Source organism: Micromonospora sp. DT178, assembly GCF_049841695.1.
Taxonomy (GTDB): Bacteria; Actinomycetota; Actinomycetes; order Mycobacteriales; family Micromonosporaceae; genus Micromonospora.
Map to the genome: position 1 here is coordinate 136538 of NZ_JBNCKV010000004.1, position 15794 is coordinate 152331.

Sequence of the window (15794 nt, forward strand, 5' to 3'; positions counted from 1 at the left end):
CCTGCGCCGGTCAACCGGAACAGGGCGGTTGGAAGGTGGACCAGGGTCCCTTCGGCTTGTTGTCGTCGCCGAACTCGATCAGGGACAGCCCGCAGAGCCCGTCGGCGCCGAGGTGCTTGGTCGCCGAGAACGACAGGGTGAAGTTGCCCTGCCCGAAGGCGGCCTGGTAGCCGGTGATCCCCTGGATCGCCGCGTTGAGCTTGGCCGGGTCGTCCGGGCCGCCGGCCTTCTCGATGGCCAGCTTGAGCAGTTGCACCGAGTCCCACGCCTGCGCGTCGTACGCGGTCACCTCGTAGTCGTCGCCGTTCTTCTCCTTCAGCAGCTTGGTCAGAGCCTGGGTGCGGGGATTCTCCGAGTTGATCGACCCCATGAAGATCAGGCCCTTGAGCGCACCGGCGTTGGCCAGTTTCCACGAGGACGGCTGGTTGCCGATCGAGGCCAGCGAGAAGCGCGGCTTGCCGGAGAACTGCCTGGCCAGGGTGTTCTGGGCGAGCACCTCGAAGGAGCCGCCGACGCTGGTCACCAGGACTGCGTCCGGATTGGCGTTCTTGAGCCGGGCCACCTGCGCGGAGAGGTCGGAGGCGTTGGCCGCCCCCTTCTCGGTGGCCACCACCGTGACACAGGAGAGCCCGCCGAGCAGCGACTTGTTGAGCGCGGCGATGGTGGTGGTGTCGTCGGTCAGCACACCCAGCTTGCTGATGTTCGCCGCCTTGAACGCGCCGCAGTAGACCTCGGCCCAGTCCGCCGTGGTGTTGGCGAGCATGTAGATGAGTTCGTTGTTGGGTGGTTCGACAAGCGTGGCGGTGACGCCCGTCGGCGCGATCGCCGGCAACTTGAGCTGGGTCAGCGTCGACTTGGCCTGCATGATCGCCGCGCTGCCGCTCTGCAGGAGCAGCGCCTTGGCACCCTGGCCGGAGAGCTTCTGCAACACCGCGGGCACCTTGGTCGGGTCGCTCTCGTCGTTCTCGACGACGAGGCGCAACGGCCGGCCGAGCACCCCGCCCTTGTCGTTGATGTCCTGCACCGCCAGCCTGATCGTCTTGCCGGCGATGGTGCTGTAGGACGCGCCCGGGCCGGTGCTGTCCTCGTCCATCCCGATGATGATGGGCGCCCCTGATGCGGTGCCGTCGGTGGGCTTGTCACTGTCACCGCCGCCTCCGCCACAGGCGGTGAGGGCCAGCAGGGCCGCCAGACCCGCCGCCAGACCGGTGGAACCAATTCTCGATACGACCACTGCTATCCCTGCCTTGCCGGTTGTCAGTGATAGGTAGTTGTGGACTGCACGCGCCGGAGCCCGTTGACCGTCCCCGACGCGCCGCCCGGTTACCGCCGTCGCGCCCGCGATGACGCCGACGTTCCCGGCGACATGTCACCCCCCGCGAGAAACCTAGCAAGCGCTTGGTTGCTTCTCATGATGGTGCCGGCATGGCCGTGTGTCAAGCACCACAATGCGACGCGCAAGTTACGAAGAAATCAAGAAGGGCGCTCGTCTGCGTCAGGTTCCGCCGCAGGTCGGGGCCCGATCGGGCGGTATGGGCGCCAACTTCCCCTTCGGCCCGGCGGCCAGTCGGGCGGCTCCGGGATCCGGGTGAGCAGTCGGCTGCCGGCCAGGTCGACGGCGACCACCAGGCCGTCGTCCCGGCAGCGCCCACCGACCTGCCCGGGGGGTCGGTCAGCCGCGCGCCGAGGGACAACGCGCGCCAGCCACGAACCGGCCCGGGCACCCGCTGTGGCGGGTACCCGGGCCGGTGGGATCTCGTGCCGGCGGAGTTCGCCGTCAGCGGGGGGCGGGGGTCAGTCGGTAGACCGAGAAGACGAAGTCGGGGCAGACCATCTGGCAGGCGGTGCAGCCGGTGCAGCCCGGGGTCAACTCGGGAAACCGGTAGCCCTTCTCGTTGACCTCGGCGGACATCACCAGCACCTGGGGCGGGCAGGCCAGGACGCAGAGGTCACAGCCCTTGCACTTCTCGGTGTCGATGATCAGGGTGCCCCGGCTGGCCCTGGCCGGGCTCTGCTGCGTCGTCACGGGCGGGCTCCTCCCCTCGTCGCCTGCACGATGCCGAGCAACCGGTCGCCCTCCCCGGCCGCGGGTGGTGGGGTCTCCGCCGCGAACACCCCGCGCCGGCGCAACGCCCGCACGGCGTTCTCGGCGGTCATGAGCACGTGGTCGAGGCTCGCCGCGGCGGCGGCCTCGGGGTCCCCGGCGATCAGCGCGGCGTGTTCGCGACACAGCGCCGCCCGCTCGTCGTCCATCGCGTCCTCGATCGAGAACCTCGCCGCGACCGGCACCAGCCCGCTGAAGGTACGCAGCAGCGCGCGCAGGTGCGGGCCGGCGGCGGCGAGATTGACCACCTTGCGGAACTCACGGGCCAGCCGTTCAAACTCGTCCACCTGGCCGCAGTCGACCAGCGCCTCGATCAGCTTGTCGAGCGTCTCGCGCAGCCCCGCGTCCCCCGAGGCGGCGGCCCGACTGCTGGTCAGGGCGCTGAGCATGCCGTACAGCTCGAACGCCTCGCGCACCGTGCCGGCGTCGAACTCGGCCACGAACGCGCCCCGGTAGTGCGGCATGCTGACCAGGCCGTCCCGTTCCAGCTGCATCAGCCCCTCCCGGACCGGCACCCGGCTGACACCGAGCGTCGTGGCGATGCCGTCGAGGTCGATCCGGTCCCCGCTGCGCAGCGTGCCGTCGAACAGCAGCCCCAGGATGTAGCCGGCGACCGCCTCGCCCGCCTTCGCCCGCACCAGCGGCGTCATGTGACCAACTCCCCCAGTGGATAGGTCTGTTCCAGTGACCCGCCAAGGTAGCCGGGCCCCTCGGCGGTGGGGACGAACCACCCGGTGGGGCACATGGTGAGGATCTCCACCAGGCTGAACCCGGCACCGGCGAGCTGCGCCTCGAAGGCCTTACGCAGCATCCGCCTGGTCTGCGCCACCCCGCCGGCGGTAGAGACCGTGCCCCGGGCGACGTACGCCGTGCCCTGAAGGCTGGCGACCAGGTCGGCAACCGGGATCGGGTACCCGTGCGTCTCCGCCTCCCGACCGGCGAGGCTGGTCTTGGTCCGTTGACCGAGCACGGTGGTCGCGGTGAGCTGGCCACCGGTGTCGCCGAAGACGCCGTTGTTGAGCAGGACGCAGGTGATCCGTTCCCCCCGCGCGGCGGCGTGCAGCACCTCCTGCAACCCCTCGTTGGCCATGTCACCGTCGCCCTGCATCGTGAAGACGGCGCATTCCGGGCGGACCCGCTTGATGCCGGTGGCGCAGGAGGGCGCCCGCCCGTGCAGGCACTGGAGCACGTCGACGTCCATGATCCGTACGAAGCTGCCGTAGCAGCCGTGCCCGACCACTCCGATCGTCCGCTGCACGATGTCGAGTTCCTGCAACACCTCCAGCAGCAGCCGCAGGGCGACCGGCTCGCCGCAGCCGGGACAGAGCGAGTGCTCGCCGAGCAGGAGCGACGGTTTCGGGTCGGCCACCTTGCGGGCGGGCACGGAGGGCGGGCCGGAGGTGTCGATGATGATCTGTTCCCGGGTCATGCGGGGACACCTCCGGTGAGTGCGGCGAGGATCCGGTCGCGGATGACCGGGGCGTCCATCAGGTCGCCGTAGGCGAGGCCGGACTCGGCGATGCTGACCCCGCCGATGAACCGGACGACCGACCGGTCGGCGGCGTGGATGCGTACGTCGTCGAGCATCTGGCCGGCGTTGAGCTCGAACACCAGCACCCGGCGGGCGCCGGTGGTGGCGGCGGCCAGCGCCTCTCCCGGGAACGGCCAGAGCGACACCGGGCGGAACCAGCCGATCCGGTGCCCCTCGGCGCGCAGTTCCTCGACCACGTACTCGACGAAGAGCGCCGCCGTGCCGAAGGCCACCACGACCGTCTCGGCGTCGTCGACGTACGCCTGCTCGAACCGGGCCTCGACGCCGGCGATGGCGTCGAACTTGTCGGCGACGGCCCGCCAGTGCCGGTCCGGTCCGGGCCCGGGGTCGGTGGCCTTGCCCATGGCCCAGGTCCAGACCTGGCGGGAGCGTCCGGTGCCGCCGCCGGTGCCGTCGAGCACCCAGTCCCGCGCCGGCAACGGTCCGTAGTCGCGAGGCGCCACGGTGACGGAGATCCGGGTCTGGGCGATCAACGGGTCGCCGTAGAGGATCACCGGCGCGCGGTGCAGCTCGGCGAGATGGAACAGCAACTGGGTGTGCTCGACCGCCTCGGTCACGTCCTTCGGCGCGAGGGTGATGGTCCGGTAGTCGCCCCAGCCGCCGCCACGGGTGCACTGGAAGTAGTCCTGCTGGTTGCGGGCCATGTTGAAGACGACGAACGGGGTCTCGTTGAGCGCCGCCTCGGCGATGGTCTCCTGCATCAGCGCGATCCCCTGCCCGCAGGAGCCGGTGGCCGACCGGGTGCCGGCTGCGGCGGCGCCGAGCACCATGTTCGCGCCCTCGATCTCGCTCTCGGCGTTGACGCAGACCCCGCCGACCTCGGGCAGTTCGCGCGACATGCTCTCCAGCAGCCCGGTGAACGGCGACATCGGGTAGCCGGCGAAGAAGCGGCAGCCGGCCGTGATCGCGGCGGCGGCGATGGCGGCGCTGCCCTCCAGCAGCTCCCGGGTCACGACGGCACCCCCACCGTGGCGCCGACCGGCACGACCGGCACGGCGGCGCCGGCCGCGAGCGCGCGGGCGTTGGCCGGTGCGTGCTGGCGGCGGTACGGCGGCAGCAGCTCGGTCATCGCCTCGACCAGGGCGGCCGGGTCGACCACTCCGGTCACCGCGTTGTACGCCCCGAGCAGGACGAAACCGATCGCCTGCGGCGCGTCGACCGACTTCGCCACGGCGGTGGCGTCCACCGGATGCACCGTCATCGCCGGCAGGCTGCCCGGGTCGACCAGCGGGACGTTGACGACGGCCGGTCCACCGGGGCGCAGCCGGGCCAGGGCCGGCCCGCTGAACCGGTGGTGCACGACGATCGCCGACCAGGCGGCGGCGAGCACCGGCAGGCTGCGCAGCGGCTCGTCACCGATCACCACACCGGCCCGGGACGGGCCGCCGCGCATCTCGCCGCCGTAGTCGGCGGTGAGCATGGCGTAGCGCCCCGATCGGGTCGCGGCGAGGGCGAGGGTCTTGGCGAGCAACTGGATGCCCTGGCCACCGACCCCGGTGACCACGAGTTCCCGCTCCATGCGTCCTCCTGAGTTCGGCACTTGACCTGGTTTGGATATTGAATACAAAATCTAACCGCGAGACAAGGGCAGGGTACGAGCCGTCGAGAGGAACACGATGCGCGCCGCTGTTCTGCACGGCTTCGGAGACCTCCGGGTCGAGGAGGTGCCCGATCCGCAGGCCGGGCCGGGCGAGGTGCTGGTCGACGTCTGCTGCGTACAGCCGAGCGTGACCGAGTGCATGCTGATCGCCGGCGAACCGGTCGCCCTGCACCGACGGCTGGCCGACGCGCTGGCCGCCGGGCCGGTCCGCTTCGGCGGCCACGAGTTCTGCGGCGTGGTGCGGGCGGTCGGCCCCGGGGTGCGCCGGTACCGGCCGGGTGACCGGATCACCGCCGTCGAGACCCTGGTCTGTGGGCACTGCGCCGCCTGCCGCAACGGCCGCACCGACGCCTGCGTCCGGCCCGAGTTCATCGGGTTCACCCGGCCAGGTGCCCTGGCCGAACGACTGGTCGTGCCCGAGACGGCCGTGGTGCCCGTCCCACCCGGGGTGAGTGCGGCGGCCGCGGCGGCGATCCAACCGCTGGCCGGGGCGCTGCACGCGCACGCGCTGGCGGCCGTCGCGCCGGGCGAGACGGTGCTGGTCCTCGGCGCGGGGGTGATGGGCCTGCTGGCGGTCCAGGTCGCCCGCCGGGGCAACGCCGGCCTGGTCGCGGTCAGCGGCCGGAGCCCCGCCAAACTCGCCCTGGCCCGGCGGTTCGGGGCCGATCTGGTCATCGACGCCACGGCGGCCGGCGCCGACGGAGCGGACCCGGTGCTGGCGGCGGTCCACGACGCGACCGACGGGATCGGCGCGGACGTGGTGATCGAGACGGCCGGCGGGTCGCCGGGGCTCGGGTTGTCCGGTGCGGACACCCTGGAGCTGGCCGCCCGCTGCGCCCGCCGGGGCGGTCGGGTCGTCGGCGTCTCGGTGCTGCCGGACGACGTGCCGGCGCCCCTCGGTCTGCTGCGCGAACGGTCGGTCTCCCTGCTGCACCCCCGCTCCGGAGCCGGCGGCTACTCCCCCTCCGGTAGCGTCTTCGCACACGCCCTGCGCCTGGTCGCCCGGGGCGACGTCGAGGTGGAGCCGCTGATCACCCACCGGTCGACCGGGATCGAGGCGATACCCGAGGCGGTGCGGATCACCCGGGACAAGGCCGCGCACGGGGCGATCAATCCGGCCCAGGTCCGGCTCGACGTCGACTGGAGGCGGCCGTGAACCTGCTGATCGGGGAGATCGTCCGGCTGGCCGCCCGGATGACACCGACCGCCGTGGCGGCCACCCTGCGCGGGCGGCGGATCACCTTCGGCGAGCTGGACCGGCAGGCGAACCGGACCGCGAACGCGCTCGCCGGGCTGGGGGTGCGGACCGGCGACCGGGTGGCCTGGTCGACCGCACCGACCCTGCGTACCCTCGACGGTTTTCTGGGCTGCGCCCGCCTCGGCGCCGTCTTCGTGCCGGTCAACCCGGCCCTGTCCGCCACCGAGGCCGAGGCGGTGCTGGCCTACCTGGAGCCCCGGCTGCTCGTCAGCGACCGGCCCGACGGTCCCACCGGGACGCTGTCCGGGGTGCCGTTCGCCCGGGTCGGTGCCGCCTCGGGTGGGGGTGGCGATCTGGATGCGCTCACCGCGCGCGCCTCGGCCACCGCGCCGGCCGGCGCCGACCGGCTGGCGGACACCGACCCGCACATCATCTACCTGACCAGCGGCAGCACCGGCCAGCCGAAGGGCGCGCTGGTCAGCCACCGGGCGAGCTGGCTGCGGGCCTCCCCCGGCGGCGGCACCTTCACCACCGGGATCCAGGGCTCGGGCGGGGTGCTCTGCAGCTTCCCGCTCTACCACTACGGCGGCTGGCACTACGTGCTGGAGGCGTGGCAGAACCGGACGGCCGTGCACCTGGTGCCCCGGGCCGACGCGGTCGCGCTCATCGACGTGGTGCGCACCGAGCACCCGTCGGCGCTCTACTGCATCCCGGCGGTCTGGGAACGGCTGCTCGATCCGGAACACCACCGGGCGGATCTCTCCGCGCTGCGGCACGCCGACACCGGCACCTCGGCCGTGCCGGCCGAGCTGGTCGACCGGATCAAGCGCCGGCTGCCGGGAAGCAGCACGACCATCCTGTACGGCTCCACCGAGGCCGGCCGGATGGCGGCGCTGCACGACACGGACCTCGCGCGCCGGCCGGGCAGTGTGGGACGGCCGGCCTTCCCGGGCGCGCTCTGGGTGGCGGCGGAGGGTGCCGGTCGGATCGGCGAGGTCCAGGTGACCGGGCCGGCGCTGATGTCCGGGTACCACCGGCTGCCCGCCGAGACCGCGGCGGCGCTGCCGGACGGCGCGTACCGCTCCGGCGACCTCGGCTGGCTCGACGCCGACGGATACCTCTACCTGACCGGCCGGGCCCGGGAGGTCATCCGGACCGGGGGCGAGTCGGTCTCCCCGGTCGAGGTGGAGGCGGCCCTGCACGGCCTGGCCGGCGTCGTCGACGTGGCCGTCATCGGACTGCCGGACGGGCGTTGGGGCGAGGTGGTCTGCGCGGTGCTGGTGCTGGCGCCGGGCGCCGCTGCGCCGGAGGTCGACGCGGTACGCCGCCACGTGGCCGGCCGGCTGGCCGGCTTCAAGCAGCCGCGCCGGGTGGTCGTGCTGCCCAGCATCCCGCGTACCCCGGCCACCGGGCAGGTGCAGCGGTCCCGGATCCGCGAGTCGCTGCGGGACGTGGCCGGCCAACTGCCGTAGCCGGGGCCAGGCGGGGCGCGCGGCGCGACCGGGGCGGGTCGCGCCGGGTCAGAGCGGTGGGCCCGGCTCCCGGGTGGTGTCAGCGCCCGGAGTGTCGCCGGTCAGCCGGTGCGCAGCCGGGCGCGCAGCTCGGCCTTGGCGATCTTGCCGCCGGAGCCGCGCGGCAGTTCGTCGACGAGTTCCAGCCGCTCCGGCCAGTTCTCCGGGGACACCCCCCGCTCGGCCAGGTGCGCCCGCAGCCCGTCCAGGTCCAGCGTCGCGCCGGGACGCGGCACCACCACCGCGCAGACCCGCTCGCCGTACGTCGGATCGGGCACCGCCACCGCCGCCACCAGCGCGACCGCCGGGTGGGTGCCGACCTGGTCCTCGACCGCCGCCGCGCTGACGTTCTTGCCGCCCCGGATGATGAAGTCCTGCTTGCGGTCGACCACCCGCAGGTAGCCCCGCTCGTCGGCGGTGCAGATGTCCCCCGTCAGCATCCAGCCGTCCGGGGTGAAGAGGCGCTCGTTGGCCTCCGGGTCGGCGAAGTAGCCCAGGCAGGTGGCCGGGCCGGCGCAGGCCGCCTGCCCGGGGCCACCCGTGGCGGTGACGTCGGTGCCGTCCTCGGCGAGGAGCCGTACCCGCATCTCGTCGATCACCCGGCCCGCCGTGCGCAGCCGGGCGTCGATCCCGTCGTCCACCGTGGTACGCGACAGCGCCCCGGTCTCGTTCGAGCCGAAGAACTGCAACACCTGGGCACCGGTACGGCGCTCGAAGTCGGCCGCCCGCTCGAACGGCACCGCCTCGCCACCGGTGAACATGCACCGCAGCGAGCTGAGGTCGTACCGGTCCGGGTCGGCGTTCAGCATCATGATGAACTGCGTGCTGACGCAGCAGAGCACGGTGACTCGTTCCCGCTCGATCAGCTCCAGCGCGCCGGTGGCGCTGAACCTGGGCATCACCACGGTCGGCGCGCCGAGCAGGGTGGGCGTGAAGTTGGCCGTCCACTGGGCGAAGCCGTACGGGGCGGGGATCAGGGTGAGGAAGACGTCGTCGCCGGTGAGCGCGCCCGCGTCGACGGCGAGGCGGTGGTAGTACATCCACCGGTTCTGGTTGTGCACGACGCACTTGGGCATGCCGGTGGTCCCGGAGGTGCCGTTGAGCAGGTGGATCTCGCCCAGGCCGAGGGTCCGCCCGGCGATCAGTCGACGCTCGGCGTCCGTCGGCGCCGGCCAGCCCACGTCGGCCAGCGTCGCCGGCAACTCCAGCCGTACGGTCAACGGCAGCCCGTCCACCAGCTCGGCGGCCGGAATCCCCCGGTGCTCGGCGAGACTGACCAGCGCGGTGGCGCCGCTGACGGTGAGCAGGTGCCGGACCTCCAACCGACCGGCGCGCGGCCCGACCGCCACCACCACGACGCCGGCCTTCAGCGCCGCCAGGTACGCGACGTGCACCAGCACCCCGTCGGGGAGCAGCACCCCGACCCGCTCACCCCGGGCGAGGCCCTGGCGGAGCAGCACCGCGGCGAGCCGGTCGGAGAGGTCGTCGAGCTCCCGCCAACTGACCCGCTCGGTGCCGGCGACGAAGGCGGGCCGTTCGCCGATGGCGCCGGCGTGCCGGCGTACCCGGTCGACCAGGGTGTCGGCGCCCCAGCGGCCCACCTCGGCCAGCCGGTCCGCGACGTAGCGCTCGTGGGCGCTGCCGGGGGCCGGGGCCGTGCCGGGTGGATAGAGAGCTGAGACCTGGTTCACCTGCACCGTCCCTACCAAACAAGCGCTTGTTTATGGCATTCTGTGGCCGGACAGCGAGACGTGTCAAGGAGGCGGAATGCGGATCTGGCGGACCTCGGCGGCGGCCGACCTGTTGACCGTGGCGGTCGAGCCCGGCGACCGGGCCCACCGGTCGTTCGAGGTCGGCACGGGAATGCTCACCGACCACGTGCCCGGCTCCCCGCCGGTGCTCTCCACGCCGGCTCTGATCGGGCTGCTGGAGGACACCGCCGCCGACGTCCTGCGTCCCCGCCTCACTTCCGGCGCCGCCTCGGTCGGCACCTGGATCGGAGTGCACCACCGTTCCCCGGCCCTTGCGGGGGACCGGCTGGACGTGGTGGCGACGGTCGCCGTCGTGGCCGGCCGACGAGTCACCTTCGACGTGACCGCGTCGGTCGGCGGACGAACCGTCGGCGACGGCCAGGTCAGCCAGACCCTGATCCGGGCCGTCGAACACTGAGCCGGCCCACGGGCCGCCGTCCGTCGCCCGACTCCGACACCGCGACTGGCCGATCCGCGCGAAGCTGACCGCATCGGTCGTCGTGCCGGTGACCACCCGGCGGGCCGGCGGGGCGCCGGCCCGTCGTCGACCGCTCAGAGCAGCGCCCGCAGGGCCGACTTGTCGACCTTGCCACCGGCACCCAGCGGCAGCACGGGCAGCCCGACCAGCCGCTCCGGCCAGTTGACCTTGGAAACGCCCGCCGCCTCCAGGTGGACCCGCAGCTCGTCCAGGGTCAGCCCGACACCGTCGCGGGTGACCACGAAGGCACAGACCCGCTCCCCCAGCACGTCGTCGGGCATGCCGACCACCGCGACCTGGGCCACGCTCGGATGCCCGCCCACGGCCTCCTCGACCACCGGCGCGCTCACGTTGTGCCCGCCCCGGATGATGAAGTCCGCCGTCCGCCCGGTGATCGAGAGGTACCCGTCGGCGTCCAACCGCCCCAGGTCTCCGGTGCGCAGCCAGCCGTCCGGGCGGAACAGCAGGCGGTTGGCCGGCTCGTCCCGGAAGTACCCGGAGGTGCAGCCGGGACCGTTCACCGCCACCTGGCCCGGCCCCTCGGTCACCGGGTCACCGTCCGGGTCGAGCAGGCGTAGCCGCATCGCCGGGACCGGCCGACCGGCCGTCCCCAGCCGTGCCGGACGAGGGTCGGCCACCCGGGTCACCGAGATCGGCCCGGCCTCGTTGGAGCCGTAGAACTGCAGGACCGCGCAGCCGGTCCGCTCCTCGAACTCCTCCGCCCGGTGCCGTGGCACCCGCTCTCCGCCGGTGAAGAGCACCCGCAGCGAGCCGAGGTCGCGCCGGGCGAACGACTCGTGGTTCAACATCATGATGAACTGGCTGGTCACGGCGGCGAGAACGGTCACCCGGTGCCGTTCGATCAGGTCCAGCGTCCCGGCCGGGTCGAACTCGGCGCTCAGCACCGTGGTGAACCCGTACCGGGCGGGCATGACGTGGGCACTCCAGAGCCCGAAGCCGTACGGCGCGGGCAGCGCGCTCAGCACCACCTCGTCCGGGCCGAACGCACCGGCCTCGGCGGCCAGCGCGGCGAAGTATTTGCGCACGTTCATGCTCTGCCGCACGCACTTGGGCCGCCCGGTGGTGCCCGAGGTGGAGTTGAGGAAGAACAGGTCGTCCGGGCCGAGACCCCGGCCGGCGAGCAGCCCGACGGCCTGCGCCACCGTCGGCACCGTGAGCGGTACGCCGGCCCGGCGCAGCACCGGCACCGCGTCGATGAGGTCCAGCTCCAGGTGCTCGGGAGCCCCGGTGAGCCGGGCGATCTCCCCGGCGGGCCGTCCCCGGTGACTGGACCGGCTGACCAGCGCGACGGCGCCGGTGTGCCGCAGCAGATGGCTGATCTCGGCGTCCCCGGCGCGGGGGCTCAGCCCCACCGTCACCAGGCCGGCCCGCTGCGCGGCCAGGTACGCGACGTGGGTGAGCGCGCCACCGGTGAGCAGCACGGCCAGCGGTTGCCCCGGCGCCCAGCCGGCGAGCACGTACGCCCCGGCCAGCCGGGTCGCCGCCGCGTCGTACTCGCGCCACGTCAGTGCCCCCTCCGGGGCGTGGAAGGCGATCGCGTCCGGCGCGGTGACGGCGTTGCGCGCCACCAGGTCGGCGATCGTGTCGGCGTCCCACGATCCGTCGGCGTAGTACCGCTCGATCGTCGCCGAGGAGAACTCAGACACCTGCCCCACCGTCCATTCGCAGCACCGCTCCGGTGGCGAACCTCGCCTCCGGTGAACCGAGATAGGCGATCGCGGCGGCGATCTCCTCCGGCTGGGACACCGGCGGATCGACCAGTGCCCGGCCGTGTGCCAGCAGTCGGGGATCGGCCCCCGGCACGGGCGTCAGGTTCCGGGTCAACGCCGTGTCGATCGACCCGGGGCAGACGCAGGTGACCCGGACCCCGGTGAGCGCGTACTCCACGGCGAGCGCCCGGGTCAACGCGACCACCCCGCCCTTGGCCGCCGAGTAGGCGGCGCTGTACCGGTAGCCCCGCACTCCGGCCAGGGACGCGACCGTCACCAGCGCGCCCCGCCGCGCGCTCAGGTGCGGCAGCGCCGCCCGCGCGGTCAGGAAGGTGCCGGTCAGGTTGATCGCGAGCAACCGGTCCCACTCGGCGAGCGCGACGTCGGTGGTGTGGCCGAAGGAGGCGACCCCGGCGGCGGTCACCACCAGGTCGATGCCACCGCCCCAGTCGACCGCCCGGTCGACCGCCTCGGCGATGCCCGCCTCGTCCCGGACGTCCACCGTGATCGCCAGGCCCGCCGGGCCGAGATCGGCGTCGTCGGCGAGCAGGTCGAGGCAGGCGACCCGGGCACCCTCGGCCGCGAGTCGGCGGGCCGTGGCCCGGCCCAGCCCGCTGGCGGCGCCGGTGACCAGCGCGACCCTGCCCTCGTACCGGCCGTTCATCGGTCCACCGCACCGCCACGGGGCGGGGTGTCCCGGCCCGGGCCGTCCACGGTCGGGCCGCCCGGGGTGGCGGCGTCGCGCACCGACCGGTTCAGCTGGACCACCACCCCACCACCGGTCGCGACGGTCGTTGCGGGGCGTAGCTCCGTCACGACGTCGTCCCCGGTCATCCGCTTGTCAGCCATCGCCGCCTTCTCGCCGCCGGTCCGCCCGGCCGTCCGCGGTCGCCCCCACCGGTCGGCGCAGGTCAGCGCAATTCGATCCCCGGAGGCACGTGATGTGAATTTACCAAGCGCTTGGTTGGTTACGCTACCCTGTACGACGAGCGGCACGACCTGTCGATGCCGCCGGTACACTCCGGAGGCCGTCCGGCGGGAGGACCCGTCGGACGTCCAACGACCAAGGCCCCTGTTCCGTCGAGTCCGTCTGTGAGAAAACATGGCGCGAGAGCCTGGAGTCCGGCGCGAGGCGATCCTCGCCAGTGCCGCCGCACTGTTCGCCAGGAAGGGCGTGGCGGCGACCACGGTCCGGCAGATCGCCGACGACGTCGGCATCCTCTCCGGCAGCCTCTACCACCACTTCGACTCCAAGGAGACGATGGTCGACGAGATCGTCTCCTCCTTCCTCAAGGACCTCCAGCACCGGTACGAGCAGGTCCTGGCCGAGGAGATCGGCGCCCGCCAGCGCCTGCACGACCTGATCGTCGCCTCCCTCGAGGTGGTCGAGGCGCACCCGCACGCCACCGAGATCTACCAGAACGACGTCAACTTCCTGCTCCAGTTCGACCGGTTCGACTACCTGCGCAACGCCGGCCGCCAGGTGCAGAACGTCTGGCTCACGGTGATCGAGGCGGGCATCGCGGAGGGCACCTTCCGGGCCGACGTCGATCCGAAGATCCTCTACCGCCTGATGCGGGACGCGGTGTGGTTGTCCGTCCGCTGGTTCAAGCCCAGCGCGGACCACCCGATCTCCAGCCTGGCCGAGGACTGCACGTCGCTCTTCCTGGACGGCCTGACCAGCCGTCCCAAGGACTGACGGCTACCGGCGCCCGGCAGACCTCCAGGGTTCCCGGCCAGACCTCCCGGGCTCCCGGCCGGGCTTCCGGGCTTCCGGCCGGACCTCACGGCTTCCGGCCCGAGCCTCGGCTTCCGGCCGGGCCCGGTCACGGCTGCTGGCGCAGGTCACCGGCGAACGCCTCGGCCACCGCCGCGACCGTCCACTCCGGCAGCCGTACGGCGACGGCCGTGCGCGGCGGCTGCACCAGCGACAGTTCGTCGCCGTCGACCCGGACGATCCGGCCCGAGATCCCCGCCGCCGCGTCGGAGAGCAGGTGCACCACGGCCGGCGCGTTGCTCGCCGGCGACTTGCCCACGTTCTGCCCGCGGGCCCGGGCGCCCAGATGCCGCTCGAAGGCGTCCGCCATCCGGGTGTGCGCGTTGGGCGAGACCGCGTTGACGCGCACCTCCGTGTCGGCCAGGTCCGCCGCCCAGCACCAGGTCAGCGAGGCGACGCCACCCTTGCTGGCACCGTACGCGGCGAGGGCGGCAGTGCCGGACTGGGAGCCGGAGGTCACGTTCACCACCGAGCCAGCGCCGCCCTGCTCCAGCATCGCGCGGATCGCGTGCAGTCCGCAGTAGGCGGTGCCGAGCAGGTTCACCTCCAGCACCCGGCGGAACTCCTCCGGGTCCTGCTCCCGGGGATCGGCCAGCCGGAACAGCCCGGCGTTGTTGACCAGTCCGTCCACCCGCCCGTACGCGCGACGGCAGTTGTCGATCAACCGGCCGGCGCCGGTCCAGGTGGCGACGTCCGAGTCGTCGGCCAGCGCCCCGATCGCCCCGGCCACCGACGCGGCGGCCGCCGAGTCGACATCGTTGACCACCACCGAGGCGCCCTCGGCGGCGGCGAGCCGGGCGTAGGCCTCGCCGAGGCCACGCCCCGCGCCGGTGATCACGACGGCCTTGCCGGCCAGCACGCCCGGCATCACGAGAGCCGCTCGATGATCAGCGCCATTCCCTGTCCGCCGGCGGTGCACATGGTGACCAGTCCGAACTGCCGGTCGCGGAAGCGCAGCGCGTTGATCAGGGTGGTGGTCATCCGGGCCCCGGTCATGCCGAACGGGTGCCCGACCGCGATCGCGCCGCCGTGGACGTTGAGCCGGTCCAGGTCGATGCCGAGCATCCGGTAGCTCGGGATCACCTGGGCCGCGAACGCCTCGTTCATCTCCACCAGGTCGATGTCGCCGATGGTGAGCCCGGCGTTGGCCAGCGCCCGCTGGGTGGCCTGCACCGGGCCGAGGCCCATGATCTCCGGACTGAGCGCGGAGACTCCGGTGGCGACCACCCGGGCCAGGGGGGTCTGACCGAGCTCGCGGGCGCGGGTGTCGCTGAGCACCACCAGCGCGGCGGCGCCGTCGTTGAGCGGGCAACAGTTCGCCGCGGTGACCGTGCCGTCCGGCCGGAAGACCGGTTTCAGGGCGCCGACCTTCTCCAGGGTGACGCCCGCACGCGGGCCGTCGTCACGGTCGACGACCGTGCCGTCGGGCAGGGTGACCGGCGTGATGTCGGTGGCCCAGAAACCGTCCATGATCGCCTTCTCGGCCAGGTTCTGGCTGCGGACGGCGAACTCGTCCTGCTCCCGGCGGCTGACCCCGCAGTGCTGGGCCACGTTCTCGGCGGTGTGTCCCATGGCGATGTAGACGTCCGGCTCCGCACCGGCGGACCGCGGGTCGACCCAGTCCGCGCCACCGCCCCGGGCACGGGCGGCGGTGCGCTCCTCGGCGACGGCGTAGCGGGGGTGGTGGGTGCCGGGCATGCCGTCGGCCTTGCCCCGGTCGTAGCGGGAGACCATCTCCACCCCGGCCGAGAGGAAGGCGTGCCCCTCCCCCGCCCTGATCGCGTGCAAGGCCATCCGGGTGGTCTGCACCGACGAGGCGCAGTAGCGCTGCACCACGACGCCGGGCACCCCGTCCAGGCCGAGCCGCAGGGCGAGCATCCGGGCCAGGTTGTAGCCCTGCTCGCCGGCCGGCTGGGCGCAACCGAGCAGTACGTCGTCCAGCGCCCGCGGGTCCAGCGCGGGAACCTGCGCCAGGGCCGCACCGGCGATGTCGGCGATCAGGTCGTCGGCGCGCACGCCGACCAGCGAGCCCTTGCCGGCGCGCCCTATCGGTGAGCGGGCCGCGGCGACGATGACGGCTTCTGGCATCGGTT

General features: G+C 73.2%; 16 protein-coding genes. 4 read left to right on the forward strand and 12 right to left on the reverse strand.

The window, feature by feature from the left end:
* Positions 1–10: 10 nt before the first annotated feature.
* From ACLQ22_RS09370 to ACLQ22_RS09395, 6 genes are all read right to left on the reverse strand, one after another.
* Positions 11–1234: an ABC transporter substrate-binding protein gene (locus tag ACLQ22_RS09370; RefSeq protein ID WP_370040833.1), complete on the reverse strand. Its 1224-nt coding sequence runs from the start codon at positions 1232–1234 to the stop codon at positions 11–13.
* Between the two features lie 543 nt (positions 1235–1777).
* The gene (locus tag ACLQ22_RS09375) at positions 1778–2026 is read right to left on the reverse strand and encodes a 4Fe-4S dicluster domain-containing protein (RefSeq protein ID WP_425691908.1); all 249 of its coding nucleotides are present in this window, start codon (positions 2024–2026) and stop codon (positions 1778–1780) included.
* The gene (locus ACLQ22_RS09380; RefSeq protein ID WP_425691909.1) at positions 2023–2754 is read right to left on the reverse strand and encodes a GntR family transcriptional regulator; all 732 of its coding nucleotides are present in this window, start codon (positions 2752–2754) and stop codon (positions 2023–2025) included. The genes ACLQ22_RS09375 and ACLQ22_RS09380 overlap by 4 nt, the downstream gene beginning before the upstream one ends.
* Complete coding sequence (locus ACLQ22_RS09385) at positions 2751–3533, reverse strand: thiamine pyrophosphate-dependent enzyme (protein ID WP_425691910.1); 783 nt, start codon at positions 3531–3533, stop codon at positions 2751–2753. The genes ACLQ22_RS09380 and ACLQ22_RS09385 overlap by 4 nt, the downstream gene beginning before the upstream one ends.
* The gene (locus tag ACLQ22_RS09390) at positions 3530–4609 is read right to left on the reverse strand and encodes a hypothetical protein (RefSeq protein ID WP_425691911.1); all 1080 of its coding nucleotides are present in this window, start codon (positions 4607–4609) and stop codon (positions 3530–3532) included. Before ACLQ22_RS09390 ends, ACLQ22_RS09385 begins: the two co-directional genes overlap by 4 nt.
* Positions 4606–5175 (reverse strand): 2-oxoacid:acceptor oxidoreductase family protein, encoded by a 570-nt coding sequence (locus tag ACLQ22_RS09395; RefSeq protein ID WP_425691912.1) that lies wholly within the window; start codon positions 5173–5175, stop codon positions 4606–4608. Before ACLQ22_RS09395 ends, ACLQ22_RS09390 begins: the two co-directional genes overlap by 4 nt.
* A gap of 97 nt (positions 5176–5272) precedes the next feature.
* Here ACLQ22_RS09395 and ACLQ22_RS09400 point away from each other — a divergent pair, with 97 nt between their 5' ends.
* Complete coding sequence (locus ACLQ22_RS09400) at positions 5273–6412, forward strand: zinc-dependent alcohol dehydrogenase (protein ID WP_425691913.1); 1140 nt, start codon at positions 5273–5275, stop codon at positions 6410–6412.
* Positions 6409–7926 (forward strand): class I adenylate-forming enzyme family protein, encoded by a 1518-nt coding sequence (locus ACLQ22_RS09405; protein ID WP_425691914.1) that lies wholly within the window; start codon positions 6409–6411, stop codon positions 7924–7926. The genes ACLQ22_RS09400 and ACLQ22_RS09405 overlap by 4 nt, the downstream gene beginning before the upstream one ends.
* 101 nt (positions 7927–8027) lie before the next feature.
* Here ACLQ22_RS09405 and ACLQ22_RS09410 read toward each other — a convergent pair whose 3' ends face one another.
* The gene (locus ACLQ22_RS09410; protein ID WP_425691915.1) at positions 8028–9656 is read right to left on the reverse strand and encodes a class I adenylate-forming enzyme family protein; all 1629 of its coding nucleotides are present in this window, start codon (positions 9654–9656) and stop codon (positions 8028–8030) included.
* Positions 9657–9732: 76 nt separating this feature from the next.
* On the opposite strand from ACLQ22_RS09410, the gene ACLQ22_RS09415 reads away from it, so the two are divergent.
* Entirely contained in the window at positions 9733–10134 is a 402-nt protein-coding gene (locus ACLQ22_RS09415) for a thioesterase family protein (protein ID WP_425691916.1), read from the forward strand.
* 134 nt (positions 10135–10268) lie between these two features.
* Here ACLQ22_RS09415 and ACLQ22_RS09420 read toward each other — a convergent pair whose 3' ends face one another.
* Genes ACLQ22_RS09420 through ACLQ22_RS09430 form a run of 3 tightly spaced genes read right to left on the reverse strand, consistent with a single transcriptional unit; the run spans position 10269 to position 12773 of the window.
* On the reverse strand, positions 10269–11861 hold the full coding sequence (locus ACLQ22_RS09420; protein WP_425691917.1) for a class I adenylate-forming enzyme family protein: 1593 nt from the start codon (positions 11859–11861) through the stop codon (positions 10269–10271).
* Complete coding sequence (locus tag ACLQ22_RS09425; RefSeq protein WP_425691918.1) at positions 11854–12588, reverse strand: SDR family NAD(P)-dependent oxidoreductase; 735 nt, start codon at positions 12586–12588, stop codon at positions 11854–11856. Before ACLQ22_RS09425 ends, ACLQ22_RS09420 begins: the two co-directional genes overlap by 8 nt.
* Positions 12585–12773, reverse strand: coding sequence for a hypothetical protein (locus ACLQ22_RS09430; RefSeq protein WP_425691919.1), 189 nt, complete (start codon positions 12771–12773; stop codon positions 12585–12587). The genes ACLQ22_RS09425 and ACLQ22_RS09430 overlap by 4 nt, the downstream gene beginning before the upstream one ends.
* A gap of 253 nt (positions 12774–13026) precedes the next feature.
* Between ACLQ22_RS09430 and ACLQ22_RS09435 the strand changes: the two genes are divergently transcribed.
* Positions 13027–13623 (forward strand): TetR/AcrR family transcriptional regulator, encoded by a 597-nt coding sequence (locus tag ACLQ22_RS09435; protein WP_132236701.1) that lies wholly within the window; start codon positions 13027–13029, stop codon positions 13621–13623.
* 127 nt (positions 13624–13750) lie between these two features.
* On the opposite strand, the gene ACLQ22_RS09440 is transcribed toward ACLQ22_RS09435, so the two are convergent.
* Together ACLQ22_RS09440 and ACLQ22_RS09445 are read right to left on the reverse strand one after the other, a co-directional pair.
* Positions 13751–14569 (reverse strand): SDR family NAD(P)-dependent oxidoreductase, encoded by an 819-nt coding sequence (locus ACLQ22_RS09440; RefSeq protein WP_425691920.1) that lies wholly within the window; start codon positions 14567–14569, stop codon positions 13751–13753.
* Positions 14569–15789, reverse strand: coding sequence for an acetyl-CoA C-acetyltransferase (locus tag ACLQ22_RS09445; protein WP_425691921.1), 1221 nt, complete (start codon positions 15787–15789; stop codon positions 14569–14571). Before ACLQ22_RS09445 ends, ACLQ22_RS09440 begins: the two co-directional genes overlap by 1 nt.
* Positions 15790–15794 lie beyond the last annotated feature (5 nt).

Bases quoted from the DNA above. Each gene is read 5' to 3' on its own strand.
- ACLQ22_RS09435 (WP_132236701.1), top strand. From the start codon at position 13,027: ATGGCGCGAGAGCCTGGAGTCCGGCGCGAGGCGATCCTCGCCAGTGCC.
- ACLQ22_RS09430 (WP_425691919.1), bottom strand. From the start codon at position 12,773: ATGGCTGACAAGCGGATGACCGGGGACGACGTCGTGACGGAGCTACGC.
- ACLQ22_RS09415 (WP_425691916.1), top strand. From the start codon at position 9,733: ATGCGGATCTGGCGGACCTCGGCGGCGGCCGACCTGTTGACCGTGGCG.
- ACLQ22_RS09425 (WP_425691918.1), bottom strand. From the start codon at position 12,588: ATGAACGGCCGGTACGAGGGCAGGGTCGCGCTGGTCACCGGCGCCGCC.
- ACLQ22_RS09400 (WP_425691913.1), top strand. From the start codon at position 5,273: ATGCGCGCCGCTGTTCTGCACGGCTTCGGAGACCTCCGGGTCGAGGAG.
- ACLQ22_RS09395 (WP_425691912.1), bottom strand. From the start codon at position 5,175: ATGGAGCGGGAACTCGTGGTCACCGGGGTCGGTGGCCAGGGCATCCAG.
- ACLQ22_RS09385 (WP_425691910.1), bottom strand. From the start codon at position 3,533: ATGACCCGGGAACAGATCATCATCGACACCTCCGGCCCGCCCTCCGTG.
- ACLQ22_RS09440 (WP_425691920.1), bottom strand. From the start codon at position 14,569: ATGCCGGGCGTGCTGGCCGGCAAGGCCGTCGTGATCACCGGCGCGGGG.
- ACLQ22_RS09380 (WP_425691909.1), bottom strand. From the start codon at position 2,754: ATGACGCCGCTGGTGCGGGCGAAGGCGGGCGAGGCGGTCGCCGGCTAC.
- ACLQ22_RS09445 (WP_425691921.1), bottom strand. From the start codon at position 15,789: ATGCCAGAAGCCGTCATCGTCGCCGCGGCCCGCTCACCGATAGGGCGC.